General features: G+C 71.2%; 20 protein-coding genes and 1 riboswitch. Of the genes, 3 read left to right on the top strand and 17 right to left on the bottom strand.

The genetic code is table 11. The features are described from left to right. Positions 1 to 9 precede the first annotated feature (9 nt). The 5 genes from rdgB to ACH4K4_RS10345 all read right to left on the bottom strand — a co-directional run bounded on the left by rdgB (position 10) and on the right by ACH4K4_RS10345 (position 2,997). Positions 10 to 612, bottom strand: a complete 603-nt coding sequence (gene rdgB / locus ACH4K4_RS10325; protein WP_398166204.1) for an RdgB/HAM1 family non-canonical purine NTP pyrophosphatase — start codon at positions 610 to 612, stop codon at positions 10 to 12. A gap of 23 nt (positions 613 to 635) precedes the next feature. Then, on the bottom strand, positions 636 to 1,043 hold the full coding sequence (locus ACH4K4_RS10330; protein WP_398166205.1) for a hypothetical protein: 408 nt from the start codon (positions 1,041 to 1,043) through the stop codon (positions 636 to 638). Positions 1,044 to 1,215: 172 nt separating this feature from the next. Continuing rightward, the gene (locus tag ACH4K4_RS10335) at positions 1,216 to 1,380 is read right to left on the bottom strand and encodes an SCO1431 family membrane protein (protein WP_398166206.1); all 165 of its coding nucleotides are present in this window, start codon (positions 1,378 to 1,380) and stop codon (positions 1,216 to 1,218) included. Between the two features lie 166 nt (positions 1,381 to 1,546). Then, entirely contained in the window at positions 1,547 to 2,278 is a 732-nt protein-coding gene (gene rph / locus ACH4K4_RS10340) for a ribonuclease PH (RefSeq protein WP_398166207.1), read from the bottom strand. 140 nt (positions 2,279 to 2,418) lie between these two features. Further along, entirely contained in the window at positions 2,419 to 2,997 is a 579-nt protein-coding gene (locus ACH4K4_RS10345) for a glucose PTS transporter subunit EIIB (protein WP_398166208.1), read from the bottom strand. Between ACH4K4_RS10345 and ACH4K4_RS10350 the strand changes: the two genes are divergently transcribed. Together ACH4K4_RS10350 and ACH4K4_RS10355 are read left to right on the top strand one after the other, a co-directional pair. Then, positions 2,879 to 4,189: a PTS transporter subunit EIIC gene (locus ACH4K4_RS10350; protein WP_398166210.1), complete on the top strand. Its 1,311-nt coding sequence runs from the start codon at positions 2,879 to 2,881 to the stop codon at positions 4,187 to 4,189. The genes ACH4K4_RS10345 and ACH4K4_RS10350 overlap by 119 nt on opposite strands. A 215-nt stretch (positions 4,190 to 4,404) precedes the next feature. Then, a complete protein-coding gene (locus tag ACH4K4_RS10355) occupies positions 4,405 to 5,673 on the top strand; it encodes a PTS transporter subunit EIIC (RefSeq protein ID WP_398166211.1) in 1,269 nt (422 codons plus the stop codon). Positions 5,674 to 5,786: 113 nt separating this feature from the next. Here ACH4K4_RS10355 and ACH4K4_RS10360 read toward each other — a convergent pair whose 3' ends face one another. After that, a complete protein-coding gene (locus ACH4K4_RS10360) occupies positions 5,787 to 6,539 on the bottom strand; it encodes an MBL fold metallo-hydrolase (protein WP_398166212.1) in 753 nt (250 codons plus the stop codon). A gap of 354 nt (positions 6,540 to 6,893) precedes the next feature. Between ACH4K4_RS10360 and ACH4K4_RS10365 the strand changes: the two genes are divergently transcribed. Further along, positions 6,894 to 7,400 (top strand): type II toxin-antitoxin system PemK/MazF family toxin, encoded by a 507-nt coding sequence (locus tag ACH4K4_RS10365; protein WP_398166214.1) that lies wholly within the window; start codon positions 6,894 to 6,896, stop codon positions 7,398 to 7,400. A gap of 140 nt (positions 7,401 to 7,540) precedes the next feature. On the opposite strand, the gene ACH4K4_RS10370 is transcribed toward ACH4K4_RS10365, so the two are convergent. From ACH4K4_RS10370 to clpS, 11 genes are all read right to left on the bottom strand, one after another. Further along, positions 7,541 to 8,491 carry a PLP-dependent cysteine synthase family protein gene (locus tag ACH4K4_RS10370; protein WP_398166215.1) on the bottom strand — a complete coding sequence of 317 codons (951 nt, stop codon included), beginning with the start codon at positions 8,489 to 8,491 and terminating at the stop codon, positions 7,541 to 7,543. Then, a complete protein-coding gene (locus ACH4K4_RS10375) occupies positions 8,491 to 8,796 on the bottom strand; it encodes a MoaD/ThiS family protein (RefSeq protein WP_398166216.1) in 306 nt (101 codons plus the stop codon). The genes ACH4K4_RS10370 and ACH4K4_RS10375 overlap by 1 nt, the downstream gene beginning before the upstream one ends. Positions 8,797 to 8,968: 172 nt before the next feature. Further along, positions 8,969 to 9,082 (bottom strand): putative leader peptide, encoded by a 114-nt coding sequence (locus ACH4K4_RS10380; protein WP_360123199.1) that lies wholly within the window; start codon positions 9,080 to 9,082, stop codon positions 8,969 to 8,971. Between the two features lie 100 nt (positions 9,083 to 9,182). Further along, entirely contained in the window at positions 9,183 to 9,965 is a 783-nt protein-coding gene (locus ACH4K4_RS10385) for a (2Fe-2S)-binding protein (RefSeq protein WP_398166217.1), read from the bottom strand. Further along, positions 9,962 to 10,810: an ABC transporter ATP-binding protein gene (locus ACH4K4_RS10390; protein WP_398166219.1), complete on the bottom strand. Its 849-nt coding sequence runs from the start codon at positions 10,808 to 10,810 to the stop codon at positions 9,962 to 9,964. The genes ACH4K4_RS10385 and ACH4K4_RS10390 overlap by 4 nt, the downstream gene beginning before the upstream one ends. After that, entirely contained in the window at positions 10,807 to 11,856 is a 1,050-nt protein-coding gene (locus tag ACH4K4_RS10395; protein WP_398166221.1) for a FecCD family ABC transporter permease, read from the bottom strand. Before ACH4K4_RS10395 ends, ACH4K4_RS10390 begins: the two co-directional genes overlap by 4 nt. Positions 11,857 to 11,862: 6 nt before the next feature. Beyond that, the gene (locus ACH4K4_RS10400) at positions 11,863 to 12,858 is read right to left on the bottom strand and encodes an ABC transporter substrate-binding protein (protein WP_398166222.1); all 996 of its coding nucleotides are present in this window, start codon (positions 12,856 to 12,858) and stop codon (positions 11,863 to 11,865) included. A 58-nt stretch (positions 12,859 to 12,916) separates the two neighbouring features. Beyond that, positions 12,917 to 12,988: riboswitch (cobalamin riboswitch) on the bottom strand. Between the two features lie 68 nt (positions 12,989 to 13,056). Next, complete coding sequence (locus tag ACH4K4_RS10405; RefSeq protein ID WP_398166224.1) at positions 13,057 to 13,479, bottom strand: Mov34/MPN/PAD-1 family protein; 423 nt, start codon at positions 13,477 to 13,479, stop codon at positions 13,057 to 13,059. A 91-nt stretch (positions 13,480 to 13,570) separates the two neighbouring features. After that, positions 13,571 to 15,043, bottom strand: coding sequence for an amino acid permease (locus ACH4K4_RS10410; RefSeq protein ID WP_398166226.1), 1,473 nt, complete (start codon positions 15,041 to 15,043; stop codon positions 13,571 to 13,573). A gap of 341 nt (positions 15,044 to 15,384) precedes the next feature. Then, the gene (locus ACH4K4_RS10415) at positions 15,385 to 16,002 is read right to left on the bottom strand and encodes a DUF2017 domain-containing protein (RefSeq protein ID WP_398166228.1); all 618 of its coding nucleotides are present in this window, start codon (positions 16,000 to 16,002) and stop codon (positions 15,385 to 15,387) included. Continuing rightward, on the bottom strand, positions 16,002 to 16,361 hold the full coding sequence (gene clpS / locus ACH4K4_RS10420; RefSeq protein ID WP_398166229.1) for an ATP-dependent Clp protease adapter ClpS: 360 nt from the start codon (positions 16,359 to 16,361) through the stop codon (positions 16,002 to 16,004). The genes ACH4K4_RS10415 and clpS overlap by 1 nt, the downstream gene beginning before the upstream one ends. Positions 16,362 to 16,404 lie beyond the last annotated feature (43 nt).

Consider the following 16,404-nt stretch of genomic DNA (forward strand, 5'->3'; position numbering starts at 1 on the left):
GCAGCCCCCTCAGCCCAGCAGTTCCCGCACCACCGGCACCAGCCCCCGGAAGGCCTTGCCTCGGTGGCTGATGGCGTTTTTTTCGGCGGCGGTCAGTTCGGCGCAGGTGCGGGTGTCGCCGAGAGGCTGGAGGATCGGGTCGTAGCCGAAGCCGCCGGTGCCGGCGGGGGTGTGGCGGAGGGTGCCTTCGAGGCGGCCTTCGACGACGCGTTCGGTGCCGTCGGGGAGGGCCAGGGCCGCGGCGCAGGCGAAGTGGGCCGCGCGGTGGTCGTCGGGGATGTCGGAGAGCTGGGCGAGGAGCAGGTCGAGGTTGGCCTGGTCGTCGCCGTGCCGGCCCGACCAGCGGGCGGAGAGGATGCCGGGTGCGCCGCCGAGGACGTCGACGCACAGGCCCGAGTCGTCGGCGACGGCCGGGTGGCCGGTGGCCTGGGCGAGGGCGTGGGCCTTGAGCAGGGCGTTCTCGGCGAAGGTGACGCCGGTTTCCTTGACGTCGGGGACGTCCGGGTACGCGTCGGCGCCGACGAGTTCGACGTCGAGGTCGGCGGCGGCCAGGATGGCGCGGAGTTCGGTGATTTTGCCGGCGTTGCGGGTGGCGAGGATCAGGCGGTTCATGGGGCCGATTATCCCGGGCCGGGTCAGCCGGGGGCGCAGGTCCTGGTGAGTGCGCCGGCCGCGTCCCGCAGGGCGGTGAGGTCGGGGGCCTTGCCGTCGCGTACGGCGTCGTCGGCCTTGTCCAGTGCGTCGGTCAGGCCGCTGAGCGCCTTCTGGACCTCGGGGTCGTCCGTCGCCTTCTGGATCTTGCCGAGGTCCTTGTTCAGCCGGTCGATGGCGCGCTCGGCGTCCTGGGGGCTGTCGGCGGCGTTGCTCAGGTCCCCTGTGAGGGAGGACAGGTCGTTGGCGAACGTCGTGGCGGTCTGGGCGCAGCCGACGGCCTTTTCGACCGCTCCGCAGCCGGTGAGGAGGGGTACGGCCACGGCGGCCGCCACCAGGACGGCGGCGGTGGTCGTGGAGCGGCGGCGCGCGGCGCTGCGGCGTAGAGCCATGGAACGGTTCCTCCCCTGGGTGTGCCGTGCACTGGTGTGCATCGGTACGGAACGCCGCACCGGTACGGGGCGGTGCGTCGGTATCAGGGAGAACGCCGGGCGGGCGGTTTTGGTTGCCCGGACGCGGCACGGAACGGGCGTGCGCCGGAGTGCCTCAGGTGGTGTGGGGGGGTCACACCAGGCCGGTCTGGGTGAGCAGCATGGCCAGGACGACGACGAAGGTCCAGCCGGCGAGGTGTTCCAGCAGGTTGTGGTCGTCCTTGGGGCCGCCGGTGCGGGCCCGGGACGCGGTGACGGATGCGTCGGCTGTGGCAGCCGTGGCAGCGGTGGTGGACATGGGTTCCACGGTGCGCGGCCGGCTGCCGTATTCCTAGAGACGCAGATCCCACGAGGGAAAGGTCACAGCGCAGGCCCGGCGGGGCGGTGGGCGGCGTGCCGGCCCGCCCTTGCGGGGGCCGGCACGTCAAGGTCCGTACGGCGGGTGGTGGGCGCCGCGGCGCGCGTCACAGTGTGCGGGCGAGGGCCTCGCGCTGGGCGGCGTCCAGGGTCGCGCAGCCGGCGACGGCGAGGTCGAGGAGCGAGTTGAGCTCCTCGCGGGCGAAGGGCTCGGCCTCGGCGGTGCCCTGGACCTCGACGAAGCGGCCGTCGCCGGTGCAGACGACGTTCATGTCGGTCTCGGCGCGCACGTCCTCCTCGTAGCAGAGGTCGAGCATCGGTACGCCGCCGACGATGCCGACGCTGACGGCGGAGACGGTGCCGACCAGCGGCTGGCGGCCGGCCTTGATGCTCTTCTTGGCCTGGGCCCAGCTGATGGCGTCGGCGAGTGCGACGTAGGCGCCGGTGATGGCGGCGGTGCGGGTGCCGCCGTCGGCCTGGAGGACGTCGCAGTCCAGGACGACGGTGTTCTCGCCGAGGGCCTTGAAGTCGATGACGGCGCGCAGCGAGCGGCCGATGAGGCGGGAGATCTCGTGCGTACGGCCGCCGATCTTGCCGCGTACGGATTCGCGGTCGCCGCGGGTGTTGGTGGAGCGCGGCAGCATCGAGTACTCGGCGGTGACCCAGCCCTCGCCGCTGCCCTTGCGCCAGCGCGGGACGCCCTCGGTGAGGGAGGCGGTGCAGAAGACCTTGGTGTCGCCGAAGGAGATGAGCACGGAGCCTTCGGCGTGCTTGCTCCAGCCGCGTTCCATGGTGACGGGGCGGAGCTGGTCGGGGGTGCGGCCGTCGATACGAGACATGGCTCAGACCCTATCGGCTCGGCCGAGGGGCGCGTTCCGGTTCGCGGAGGCGCTTCGGGGCGGGAGCGCGCCGAGGGCCCCGGTCCGCGGCCGGGTGCGGCGCGGGCCGGGGCCCTCGGTCGAAGGAGTGTCTCAGCGGCTCACATCATGTCTTCGATCTCGGCGGCGATCGGGTCCGCGTCGGTGCCGATGACGACCTGGATGGCGGTGCCCATCTTGACGACGCCGTGGGCGCCGGCGGCCTTCAGCGCGGCCTCGTCGACGAGCGAGGGGTCGGCCACCTCGGTGCGGAGGCGGGTGATGCAGCCTTCGACCTCTTCGATGTTGTCGAGGCCGCCGAGCCCGGCGACGATCTTCTCAGCCTTGCTGGCCATGTCCACTCCTGCTTGTCTCGGCCGCCGGCGGTTCCGCCGCGCGGTGGTCACACGGTAACGCACGTTTAGCCCAGCTACCCGGGCATATGTCCGTTGTCTGGCGCATGATGGCGACCACCCGGCAGCGCTTTCCGGGGGCCCGAAACGCACCACAAGTGGTCTACACCACCAGTATGCGGCAAGCACCGAGCCGGCCCGCGACGGGTCGGCGGCCGGGAGGACGCAGATGAGCTCGAACGCGGCGGCGGCACCGGGGAAGAAGTGGTCGGCGGGCCTCTTCCAGGGGCTGCAGAAAATGGGGCGCAGCCTCCAGCTCCCCATCGCCGTCCTGCCCGCCGCGGGCATCCTCAACCGTCTCGGCCAGCCGGACGTCTTCGGCACGGACGGTCTGGGCTGGGAGAACGTGGCAAAGGTGTTCGCGGGTGCGGGCGGCGCGCTGCTGGACTCCTCGCTCGGTCTGCCGCTGCTGTTCTGCGTCGGCGTGGCGATCGGCATGGCGAAGAAGGCGGACGGGTCGACGGCGCTGGCCGCGGTGGTGGGCTTCCTGGTCTATTACTCGGTGCTGCACCAGTTCCCGCAGGACTGCGCGGCCGGTTCGGCGTACGCCTCGGCCGGGCAGTGGAGCGGGGTGTGCGTCGACGGGGACGGCAAGGCCGCTCCGGCGGGCTTCCAGAACCCGGGGGTGTTCGGCGGCATCGTGACGGGGTTCTTCGCCGCCTGGATCTGGCAGCGCTACCACCGGGTGAAGCTGGTGGACTGGCTGGGCTTCTTCAACGGGCGCCGGCTGGTGCCGATCATCATGGCGTTCGTGGGGCTGGCCTTCGCGGCGCTGTGCCTGTGGGTGTGGCCGCCCATCGGTGACGCGCTGACCAGCTTCAGCAAGTGGCTGACGGATCTGGGTGCCACCGGTTCGGGGATCTTCGGTATCGCCAACCGCGCGCTGCTGGTGATCGGCATGCACCAGTTCCTGAACACGTTCATGTGGTTCCAGTTCGGCGATTTCACCAAGCCGGACGGTACGTCGGTGCACGGCGACATCAACCGTTTCCTGGCGGGGGACCCGACGGCCGGGCAGTTCACCACCGGCTTCTTCCCGATCATGATGTTCGCGCTGCCGGCCGCGGCGCTGGCGATCACGCACTGCGCCAAGCCGCACCGCCGCAAGGAGATCGGCGGCATGATGCTCTCGGTCGGCCTGACCTCGTTCGTCACCGGTGTGACCGAGCCGATCGAGTACTCGTTCCTGTTCATCGCGCCGGCCCTGTACGCGCTGCACGCCGTGCTGACCGGTGTGTCGATGGCGGTGAGCTGGGCGCTCGGCGTCAAGGACGGCTTCAGTTTCTCGGCCGGGCTGATCGACTACGTGATCAATTGGGGGCTGGCGACCAAGCCGTGGATGATCATTCCGATCGGCCTGTGCTTCGCGGTCGTGTATTACGTGCTGTTCCGCTTCGTGATCACCAAGTTCGACCTGCACACTCCGGGCCGCGAACCGGAGGAAGTGGAAGCGGAACTGGAGCAGGAGAATCTGAAGTAGGCGCCACCGGGAGAGGCCCCGTCCGGCCCGGGCCGGACGGCCCTCAAGTGGAAGCACTTGAAGGCCGCTTGGTGTGTGATCTAAACCTTGGGGAACAACGGATTCCTTTATGTGAGGGCGACATGCTAAGAATGGTCTAAACCACTCAGTGGTGTAGACCAGACCGGCGGGCCGTACCCCCTTCCCCGAGCGCCCGCCTCACCAGGAGGAATCCGATGAGTTCGGCCACCGCTACGGCGGCTCCCGACAAGAAGCGCCGCGGTCCCGGCGCCATGGCCGTCGCCCAGCGCATCGGCCGCAGCCTCATGCTGCCGATCGCGACGCTGCCGGCCGCGGCGCTGATGGTCCGGCTCGGCCAGGACGACATGCTCGGCGCCGAGTCGCTGCCCGCGTTCCTGAACAAGATCGCGGAATTCATGGCCGCCGGCGGCGGTGCGCTCCTGGACAACATGCCGCTGCTGTTCGCCGTCGGTATCGCCATCGGCTTCGCCAAGAAGGCGGACGGCTCGACCGGCCTGGCCGCGGTCGTCGGCTACCTGGTCTTCAGCAAGGTGCTGGCGACGTTCGGGGACGAGAGCCTCCCGAAGATCGCCAAGGTGGTGGACGGGAAGATAGTCCAGGAGGCCGCGCCCGCCGACGCGAAGGTGCTCGGCGGCGTGGTGATGGGCATCGTGGTGGCCCTGCTCTACCAGCGCTACAGCCGCAAGAAGCTGCCGGACTGGCTCGGCTTCTTCAGCGGCCGCCGCCTGGTGCCGATCCTGTCGTCCTTCGCGGGCCTGATCCTCGGCATCGTCTTCGGTTACATCTGGCCGGTCCTCGGCAGCGCCCTGCACGGCTTCGGCGAGTGGCTGGTCGGCTCCGGCGCGGTCGGCGCGGGCATCTTCGGCGTCGCCAACCGCGGCCTGATCGCCGTCGGCATGCACCACCTGCTGAACTCCTTCCCGTGGTTCCAGGCCGGCGACTTCCACGGCAAGCACGGTGACATCGCCCGCTTCCTGGAGAAGGACCCCACCGCCGGCCAGTTCATGACCGGCTTCTTCCCGATCATGATGTTCGCGCTGCCCGCCGCCTGCCTGGCGATCGTGCACTGCGCCCGCCCCGAGCGCCGCAAGGTCGTCGGCGGCATGATGTTCTCGCTCGCGCTCACCGCCTTCGTCACCGGCGTGACCGAGCCCATCGAGTTCACGTTCATGTTCATCGCCCCGGTGCTGTACGCGGTCCACGCCGTACTGACCGGTGTGTCGATGGCGCTGACCTGGGCGCTGGGCATGAAGGACGGCTTCGGCTTCTCGGCCGGCGCGATCGACTACGCGCTGAACTTCGGCATCGCGAGCAATCCGCTGGGGCTGGCCGTGGTCGGCCTGTGCTTTGCCGCCCTGTACTACGTGATCTTCCGGTTCGCGATCACCAAGTTCAACCTGAAGACGCCGGGCCGCGAGTCCGACGAGGAGATCGCCGAGATGCAGAAGGCCGAGGGCAAGTAGGCCCCGGCCGGACCTTGTGACGGCAGGCCCCCGTGACCACCCGGTCGCGGGGGCCTGCCGCGTACCCGGGGCCTGAGGCGTACCCGGGGCCTGCCGCGTGCCGGCGGCCGGGTTCAGATCTCGTAGACCGCCCCTGCCTTGGCGACCTCGACCGGGCCTTCGAAGACCTCCTGCGCGTCCCGCAGGTTGACGCCAGGGTCGGTCCACGGCGGGATGTGGGTCAGGACCAGCCGGCCCGCGCCGGCGCGCGCGGCGTGCGCGCCGGCCTCGCGCCCGTTGAGGTGCAGGTCCGGGATGTCCTCCTTGCCGTGCGTGAAGGACGCCTCGCACAGGAAGAAGTCGGTCCCCTCGGCGAGCCCGTCCAGGGCGTCGCAGACCCCGGTGTCCCCGGAGTACGTCAGTGATTTGCCGTCGTGTTCGATACGGAAGCCGAACGCCTCGACGGGGTGGCTGACCAGGTCCGTACGGATCGTGAAGGGGCCGACGGCGAAGGTGCCGGGGGTCAGCGTGCGGAAGTCGAAGACCTCGCTCATCGCCCGGTCGGTCGGCAGATCGGCGTGCGCCGCGGTCAGCCGGCGTTCGGTGCCGGCCGGCCCGTACACGGGCATCGGCGCGCACCGGCCGCCGTCGGGCCGGTAGTAGCGCACGACGAAGTAGCCGCACAGGTCGATGCAGTGATCGGCGTGCAGGTGCGACAGGAGTACGGCGTCGAGGTCGTAGAGACCGCAGTGGCGCTGCAGCTCGCCCAGGGCGCCGTTGCCCATGTCGATGAGCAGCCTGAAGCCGTCGGCCTCCAAGAGGTAGCTCGAACAGGCCGATTCCGTGGAAGGGAACGACCCCGAGCAACCGACGACAGTGAGCTTCATGCGGGCGTGAACCTCCGTGGCTGGGGGCGGAGCGGCGGGTCCATGCGGGGCTGCGGCGGGGGGCGTTCACAGGTCCTCGCCGGTCCTCGTCCGGCGGGCGTCCTTGCCGGGTCCTGAACGGTCATTGCGGTGCCCACGAGCGTAAGGCGCGAAAGGGCCGGTGGCTCCTCCGGCGGGGCGAGCTGTGGGCGGAATCACCAGTGCGGGTGGATGTGTACAGAGGCGTGTTCCCCCGTGTCGTTCCCCCTCGGACGCATGCCTGCGCGGGGGCGCCGTCCGTCCGCCGCGGCCGTGCCGCGGAGCGGTCCCGGCCGGTACGGTCGCCGGGGAGCCGGGATCTTGGAGGGAGCGGGCGTGGACGTCTCGGTGTGGTGGCCGGCGCTGGTGGCGGTGGCCGCGCTGGCGCTGGTGGCGGCGGTCGTCGACGGACGGGCGCGAGCACGGGGCGCACAGGGGCGGTGGGGCGCGCGCTTTCGGCCAAGAACGCGGGCACGCGACCGTACGCGCCCGGGCGGGCGGACCACGGACACCGCGCGGCCCGGTGCGCGCACGCCGCTCGCGGGGGAGATCTGGTGGGCCCTGGTGCCGTACGAGGACGGGCCGGGCGCGAAGGACCGGCCGTGCCTGGTGCTGTCGGTACGCGACGGCACGGCGCACGTCGCCAAGATCACCAGCCGGCACCACCCGGACCGGCCGGGTGTGCTCCCCCTGCCGCCCGGGGCGGTCGGCGACGGACGGCGGCGCGCGAGCTTCCTGGAGACGGACGAGCTGCGGGACGTGCCGCTGCGGGACTTCCGCCGCCGCGCGGGGGCCGTCGACGGTGCCGTGTGGAAGCGGGTGCGCCGCCTCACAGGGCGGTGAAGGGCGGGACGCGCGGTGCTGATGACCGGAGGCGGGCGTCGGGGGGCGCCTGCCTCCGGCATCGCCGGTTCATACGTCGCGGGGCGGCGGGCCGTTCAACGGCCCGGTCGGTGCACGCCCGCCCGTTCAGGCCCGTCCGTTCACGCCCAGAGCTGGCCGTGCAGCGTCTCGATGGCGGCTTCGGTGGACTCGGCGGTGTAGACGCCGGTCGACAGGTACTTCCAGCCGCCGTCGGCCACGACGAAGGCGATGTCGGCGGACTCCCCCGCCTTGACCGCCTTCTTGGCGACGCCGATCGCCGCGTGCAGGGCGGCGCCCGTCGAGATGCCCGCGAAGATGCCCTCCTCGGCGAGGAGTTCGCGGGTGCGGCGGATCGCGTCCTCGGAGCCGACCGAGAAGCGGGTGGTGAGCACCGACTCGTCGTACAGCTCGGGAATGAAGCCCTCGTCGAGGTTGCGCAGCCCGTAGACCACGTCGTCGTAGCGCGGTTCGGCGGCCACGATCCGTACGCCGGGGACGTGCTCGCGCAGGTAGCGGCCGACGCCCATGAGGGTGCCGGTGGTGCCCAGGCCCGCCACGAAGTGGGTGACGGACGGCAGGTCGGCGAGGATCTCGGGGCCGGTGGTGGCGTAGTGGGCACCGGCGTTGTCCGGGTTGCCGTACTGGTACAGCATCACCCAGTCGGTGTGCTCGGCGGCCAGTTCCTTGGCGACGCGCACGGCCGTGTTGGAGCCGCCCGCCGCGGGCGAGGAGACGATCTCGGCGCCCCACATGGCGAGCAGCTCGCGCCGCTCGGCGGAGGTGTTCTCCGGCATGACGCAGACGATCCGGTAGCCCTTGAGCTTGGCCGCCATCGCCAGCGAGATGCCGGTGTTGCCCGAGGTGGGCTCCAGGATCGTGCAGCCGGGCGTCAGCCGCCCGTCCTTCTCGGCCTGTTCGATCATGTGGAGCGCGGGGCGGTCCTTGACCGAGCCGGTCGGGTTGCGGTCCTCCAGCTTGGCCCAGATGCGGACGTCGGCGGAGGGCGACAGCCGCGGCAGGCGGACCAGCGGGGTGTTGCCGACCGCCGCCAGCGGGGAGTCGTACCGCATCAGCGCTGTTCCAGGGGGCCGTACACGAAGCCGGAGCCGCCGGCCACGGCCGGGAGGATGGTGACGCTGTCGCCGTCGCTGAGTTCGGTGGAGATGCCGTTCAGGAAGCGCACGTCCTCGTCGTTGAGGTAGACGTTCACGAAGCGGCGCAGCTCCTCGCCGTCGACGAGGCGCTCCCGGATGCCGTTGTGCCGGCTCTCCAGGTCGGCGATGAGGTCGGCGAGGGTCGCTCCGCTGCCTTCGACGGCCTTCCGGCCGTCGGTGTAGGTGCGGAGGATGGTCGGGATACGGACCTCGATGGCCATGAGAGCTCCTGTTGGAGGGCGGTGACGTGCGGGGTGGGCGTACGGGCGGCGCAGGCTCACGGCGTGCGTCGCGGGGAGGCGCTGTGCGGGAGGGCGCGCGGTGGGCGCACCCGGCGGGGTGCGCGCGGCCCGCCGCGCGCGGGAACCGCCGCGCGGCCGGTGTCCGGCGGCGTCAGGCGGCGGCGCGGTCGGGACAGATGGCGCTGGCGAGGCGGCACAGGTCGACGTGCAGCCGCGCCACAAGCAACATGCCCGGCGTCTTTTCGCTCACGTCGTGAAAAACCATGCGGTCATCGTATCGATTCCCGGTCCGGGGACTGGAAGCTCGTCTTGCGATACGGACGGTCGGTGCACAACAGGTGGGACGCGGCCGGCTGCCGTGTGCGTCAGGCGCGCCTCGCGTACGCCGCGAGCCGCTCGTCCACGCTGGTCAGGCAGCAGCTGGCGCAGCGTACGGCCTCGGCGCTGGTGTAGAAGAGGCAGCACGTGCGGCGGAGGTAGACCAGGCGCCGGGTGCCGTCCTGGCGCGTGACGGTGGCCACATCGCCCAGCGCGGCGAGTCCCCCGGGCGCACCGTCCAGGAAGTCGGCCCAGCGGCGGGCCAGCGGTGCCGGGTCGGCGCGGGAGGCGCCGAGGGCGGTCGCGCAGCCGTGGGCCACTCCCCCGCGCAGCTGGCGCAGCCCGGCGCGGGTGCGCTGCCGCAGGGCGTCGGCCAGGGGCAGCAAGTGGGCGGTGAGGACGGTGTCGTGGACCGTTGCGGCGCCGCCGTCCGGCGCCGCGTCCAGGACCCGGAACGTGCGCAGCCGGACACCGGCGATGCCGTGTCCCGGGTCCGGTCGTACGAGGACGTTCCCGGGCCGTACGTCGAGGACGCGGCCGGTCAGCGCCCAGTGCAGGACGGCCGCCGCGGTGACCCGGCCCGCGTAGACCGCGGCGAGGGTGAGGGCGGCGGCGTGCGCGGTGCGGTGGCCGCTGCCGCGGTGCTCGGTGTCCAGCAGGCGGGACAGCTCCGGGCCGTGCGGGTCGAGCAGCCGGTCGGCGGCGAGCCAGCCGGGCTCGCCGGGCGGCGGCGCGCCGAGCCCGAGGCGGTAGCGGGGGCCGTGTGCGGCGAGGGCGGCGAGCGTCCCGTCCGGGTCACCGGGGGCGGGTGTCCCTTCGTGCGCGCTCACCGGCGCCCCGTCCGGGCCGCCGCCGCGTCCGGTGGCAGGTACACCACCGTCGGCGCCCCCGTCACCGGATGCACGCCGACTTCCGCCGCCACCCCGTACACATCGGCCAGCAGCTCGGGCGTGAGGATCTCGTGCGGCGTGCCGTGGGTGACGACGCGGCCCGCGCGCAGCACGTACAGGCGGTCGCAGTAGTACGCGGCGAGGTTGAGGTCGTGCAGCGCGAGCAGGGTGCTGGTGCCGAGGCCGGCCACGAGGGAGAGGACGTCGAGCTGGTAGCGGATGTCGAGGTGGTTGGTCGGTTCGTCGAGGACGAGCAGGGACGGCTGCTGGACGAGCGCCCGCGCGACGAGCACCCGCTGCCGTTCGCCGCCCGAGAGCGCGGCGAAGGAACGATTGTGCAGCTCCGCGACGCCCACCCACTCCAGCGCCTGGTCGGCGAGCGCCGCGTCGGCCGCCGAGTCGGTCTCCCAGAAGCGCTTGTGCGGCGAGCGGCCCATGGCGACGATCTCGCGCACGGTCAGTTCGAAGGCGCCGCTGCCGTCCTGGGGGACGGTGGCGACGCGCCGGGCCCGCTCCTTGGCCGAGAACCCGGCCAGGTCGCGGCCGTCGAGCGTGATGCGCCCGTGGGTGGGGGCCAGGGTGCCGTAGACGCAGCGCAGCAGGGTGGTCTTGCCGCTGCCGTTCGGGCCGACCAGGCCCACCGTCTCGCCCGGCGCGACGTACAGGTCGGCGCCGTCCACCAGGTGGCGGCCGCCGATGCCGTACGAGAGTCCTTCGGCCCGCAGTTCGGCGGGGGCGGCTGCGACGGGGGCCTGGCCCGCGGCGGCCGTGGTACGCGCGCTCATCCGGTGATCCCTTCCGTACGGGTGGTGCGGCGCAGCAGCCACAGGAAGAACGGTCCGCCGCACAGCGCGGTGATCACCCCGACGGGGATCTCCTGGGAGCCCGCGACCGTACGGGCCAGCAGGTCGGCGAGGACGACGAAGACCGCGCCCGCCAGCGCGACCACCGGCAGCAGGGCCCGGTGCGAGGCGCCGACGAGCATGCGGACGGCGTGCGGCACCATCAGGCCGACGAAGCCGATCGACCCGCTGGCCGCCACGAGCACCCCGGTGACCAGCGACGCGAGGACGAAGACGGCGGCGCGGAAGCGGCCGGTGTCCAGCCCGAGGACGGTCGCGCCCTCCTCGCCGACCAGTAGCAGGTCCAGCGGCCGGGCGAGGGTGAGCAGCAGCGCGAGGCCGGCGAGCAGGACGAGGGCGGGCAGCCACAGGGTGTTCCAGCGGGCCTGGCCGAGGCCGCCGAGGGTCCAGAACATGATGGACCGCAGGTGTTCGGCCTTGGCCGAGGTGACCAGGACGAGGCTGGTGAGCGCGGAGAGGATGTACTGGACCGCGACGCCCGCCAGCACCAGCCGCCCGGTGGTCATGGTGCCGCCGCGCCGGGCCATGGCGTAGACGGCGACCAGCGCGGCCAGCGACCCGGCGAAGGCGGCCAGCGGCATCGAGACGGTACTGGCCAGGCCGCCGCCGACGCCGAGGACGACGACCATGACGGCGCCGGTCGAGGCCCCTGAGGAGACGCCGAGCAGGAACGGGTCGGCGAGCGGGTTGCGGACCAGCGCCTGCAGGACCGTGCCGATGACGGCGAGCCCCGCGCCGACGACGGCGCCGAGCAGGACGCGTGGCAGCCGTACGTCGAGCACGATGGTCGGGTACGGGCCGGCCGGCGCGTCCCCGCCCAGGATGCGCAGCACGTCGCCGGGCGGGATGCGGACGGAGCCGAGGACGAGGCCGGCCAGGCACGCCGCGAGCAGGGCGGCGGCGAGGACGGCCAGTACGAGGGTGTAGCGCAGCCGGCGCGGCGGTGCGGCCGCGGTCTTGCAGGCCATCGCGGGCTACTTGAAGGCGTCCGGGTGCAGCTGCCCGGCCAGCGACCGGACGGCGTCCGGTACGCGTACGCCGAGCACCGCGCTGGACAGCGGCAGCACCGCGAACCGCTTGTTCTTCACGGCCGGCACGTCCTGGAGCGCCGGGTCGTCGAGCAGCCGCTTCTTCTTGGCCTCGACGGGGGTGCCGCCGTAGTCGTAGATCACGATGATCTCGGGCTTGCGCTCGACGATCTGCTCCCAGGAGACGTCGATCCAGGTCTTGGCGGTGTCCGCGAACACGTTGCGGCCGCCGGCCAGCGAGATGATCTCGTTGCCGATGCCCTTGCCGCCCGCGGAGTGCACCGAGCTGTCGCCGCTGTCGTAGACGAAGACGGAGGCCGGGTCGGTCCCCTTGAGCTTGTCCTGGGTGGCGTCGATCGTGGCCTGGGCCTTCTTGACCAGGGCCTCGGCGCGGTCGCGTACGCCGAAGGTGGCGCCGACCTCGCGGATCTCCCGGGCGAGCTGCTGCACACCGGTCTTGCCGTCCGTGCAGTACTCGATGTTCAGGCGGGTGTTGATGCCAGACTTCTCCAGCGCGGACCGCTCCCGCCCCTCGGCCTTGTCGAAGGCGCTGGCGTAGCCGCCGTAGACGAAGTCGGGGTTGGCGCCGAGCAGCGTCTCGTAGGAGGGGTACTCCTTGGCGAGGACCTTGACGCTCTTGTAGTCCTTCTCGTACTGCGGCAGCACCTTGTCGTCGAGGTAGGCGGTGCCCGCCAGCCGGTCCTTGAGGCCGAGGGCGAGCATGACCTCGGTGGCGTGCTGGTTCATGGTCACCACGCGCTCGGGCGGTGCCTTGAAGGTGGTGCGTACGCCGCAGTTGTCGACGGTGTAGGGGAAGCCGGCGGCCTTCGCCGTGGCCCCGCCGGACGTTTTCCCGGCACCGCCACCGCTGCCGCAGGCGGCGAGCGGCAGCAAGAGCGCCGCGGCTGTGAGCGCGCGCAGCGCTCCGTGGGACCTGGACATGCCCGTGCCTCCTCCGGGGGATCCGCGTCCCCTGGTCGGTGTGGTGCAGGCGGCAGGTCAGTTCCTGGCTCCCAGGCCGTGCGGCCTGGTCACAGTGGCGGGACCGTCCCGGATTCGCACCGGGTTCCTGGGTCCTGCCGCCCGAGGTGATGCGGCACAGTGTGTCAGGTGGGCGGACGGCGCCCGCCGCCGCGGTGGTCAGTACGCGTCGACGACCCGGACGTCTTCCTCCGTGACCACGCCGTCCACGATCCGGAACGAGCGGAACTGGAACGGGCCCGCGTCGTCCGTGTCGGCCGTGGAGACCAGGACGTAGTGCGCGCCGGGCTCGTTGGCGTAGGTGATGTCCGTACGGGACGGGTACGCCTCGGTCGCGGTGTGCGAGTGGTAGATGATCACCGGTTCCTCGTCCCGGTCGTCCAGCTCGCGGTAGAGCTTGAGCAGGTCCTGGGAGTCGAACTCGTAGAAGGTGGGCGAGCGGGCCGCGTTGAGCATCGGGATGAACCGCTCGGCGCGTCCGCTGCCGGCCGGGCCCGCGACCATGCCGCACGCCTCGTCCGGGTGGTCCTTGCGGGCGTGGTCCACGATCTGGTCGTACAGGGCCTTGGTAAGGGTCAGCATGCACCCCAGAATAGGCAGGCGGGCCGATCCGTACCGAACGTTGGTACGAACCGGCCCGCATGCCGGACAGCCCGCCGGGAGCGGGCCGCCCTCAGTCCTTCCCGCCGCCCTTCGCGGCGGTCCCGGCGGCGGCCGGGGCACCGGCCTTGCCGAACATGTCGGGGTTGCGGGACTTGAGCACCAGGTAGCTGACGCCCAGGACCGCCGCCCAGACCGGTGCCGCGTACAGCGAGACCCGGGCGTCCGGGTCCACGCCCATCATCACGATGACCATGCCGATGAAGGCCAGCGCGAAGAGCGAGGTGTACGGGGCGCCGGGCGCCTTGAACTCCGACTGCGGCAGCTCGCCTCGGTCGGCCTTGGCCCGGTAGCGCAGCTGCGAGACCAGGATCATGATCCAGGCCCACATGCCGGAGATCGTCGCGAAGGAGACGACCAGGTCGAACGCCTTGCCCGGCCACTGGTAGTTGATCCAGACGCCGAACAGCATCATCGCCACCGAGACGCCGGTGCCCCAGGTCGGCAGGCCGTTCTTGCTCAGGCGGGTGAAGAGCTTGGGGCCCTGGCCGTTGAGCGCGAGGTCGCGCAGCATGCGGCCGGTGGAGTACATGCCGGAGTTGGCCGAGGACAGCGCCGCGGTGAGCACCACGAAGTTGACGATAGCGGCGCCGGCCGGCAGGCCGATCTGCTGGAAGGCGGCGACGAAGGGGCTCACGCCCGGCTTGAAGACCGTCCAGCTGACCACGGACAGGATGATGATCAGGGAGCCGATGTAGAACAGGCCGATCCGCCACGGGACGGTGTTGATGGCCTTGGGCAGGACCTTCTTCGGGTTGGTCGCCTCGCCCGCGGTGACGCCGACGAGTTCGACCGCCAGGAAGGCGAACATCACGATCTGCAGGGTCATCAGCGTGCCGCCGATGCCCTTGGGGAAGAAACCGCCGTCCGACCACAGAAGGCTGAAGGAAGCGGTGTCGCCGGCGTCGGAGAACCCGAGGGTGATCACGCCGAGACCGATGAGGATCATGCCGATGATCGCGGTGACCTTGACCATCGAGAACCAGAACTCCAGCTCACCGAAGAGCTTCACGGAGATCAGGTTGATGCCGAAGAGGGCGACCGTGAACACCAGGGCCGAAGCCCACTGGGGTATTCCCTTGTTCCAGTACTGCACATAGGTGGCAGCTGCAGTCACTTCCGTGATGCCGGTGACCACCCAGAACAGCCAGTACGTCCAGCCGGTGACGAATCCCATGAACGGGCCGAGGAATTCGCGGGCGTACTCCGAGAAGGAGCCCGACACCGGGCGGTACATGAGCAGCTCGCCCAGGGCCCGCATGATGAAGAAGATGACCAGGCCCACGATCGCGTAGGCCAGGATGATGCTCGGTCCGGCCTTCGAGATCGCCTTGCCCGCTCCGAGGAACAGGCCGGTTCCGATGGCGCCACCAATGGCGATCATCTGGATCTGCCGATTTCCCAGCCCCCGCTGGTAACCCTCTTCCGAGGCAGATCCCGCGGCTTCGCTGCCGCCGGCTTTCTTTTCGACCTGCACAGAGGTCATGTGTGGTGCGCCCTTCTCCATTCCGACCCGGTCTGCCCGGATCGGGTTCCGATCCCCCCGGATGGAGTTCCTGCACGCCGACGGTCGGCCGGCCAAGCGCCTCCGGAGTGACAGGGGTGGCGTCACTCACGGCAGGTCGTGAACATGTATCACGGCCCCTTGGGTATCTACCAGTGATGTCTTGGGGCCGAGCACAAGAAAAGTAGGATAAATGCTGGAATGCCCTGGTGGGTAATCAGGGTCGGTGACGCGATCGTTATCCGGATTTGAGCGTCCGTTGAGCGGTACAGCAAGATCGTGACATCCGGGCGTACGGGGGCGCGGCGGCCCGCCCCTCCGGATCAGGCCGTCAGCGTCTCGATGAGGCTCTCCTGAAGCCCGCCCAGCCACAGGTACGCCATCACCATCGGCTTGCGCGGATCGGTGTCCGGCAGCCGCAGCAGCTCACCGCTCTCGTCCTCGTCGGTGACCTCCAGACGCGTGCCGATGGCCAGCCGGAGGTCGTTCAGCGCCCCCAGCCACTGCCGCGACTCGTCCGGCTTCAGACGCAGCACGGCGCCGTCCACGGCGCCCTCCCCGTCCGCGCCGGACCCGCCGACCGGGCCGAGCGCGTCCAGGGCCCGTACGACCGCGAGCGCGTCCTCCCGCTTGCGGGCCCGCAGGTCGTTCTCCGTGTAGCGGCGGAACTCGGCCGAGGCGGCGTGCGTGGCGTCGTCCGGCACCGCGTCGGGCCCGCCGTAGGCGTCGGGGAAGAGCCGGGCCAGCGCCGGGTCGGACGGCGGCTCGCTGGGGCCGTCCGTGAACAGCGCGGCGAGCGGGTCGTCGCCCTCGGCCGCCTCCTCGCCGGGGCCGATCAGCTCCATGAGCTGTACGGCGAGGCTGCGCAGGATGGAGATCTCGACCTCGTCGAGGGGAGCGGCGGCGCCGCCGCCCGGCAGGGGCTCGAAGTGGCCGGCCATCAGCGGTCCTGCGTGAGGGTCGCCCACAGGCCGTAGCCGTGCATCGCTTGCACGTCACGCTCCATTTCCTCGCGGCTGCCACTGGAGACGACCGCCCGTCCCTTGTGATGGACGTCGAGCATGAGCTGCTTGGCCTTGCCCTTCGAGTAGCCGAAGTAGGTCTCGAAGACATACGCCACGTAGCTCATGAGGTTGACGGGGTCGTTGTGCACCAGAGTGACCCAGGGCACGTCCGGCTCCGGCACCTCGAAGGGTGCCTCGCTGGACTCTGGTCGCTCGATCTCCGCGGGGGCGCTGAGCGCGCAGCGCGTCGATCGAAGGGCGATGGTGGCAGACGGGTCGGCGCTCACGGTCTCCATGCTGCCACCCGTGGCGGGGCATCGCACAAACGGCCCGGGGAAA

It is taken from the genome of Streptomyces sp. NPDC017529, from assembly GCF_044329785.1.
Lineage (GTDB): Bacteria > Actinomycetota > Actinomycetes > Streptomycetales > Streptomycetaceae > Streptomyces.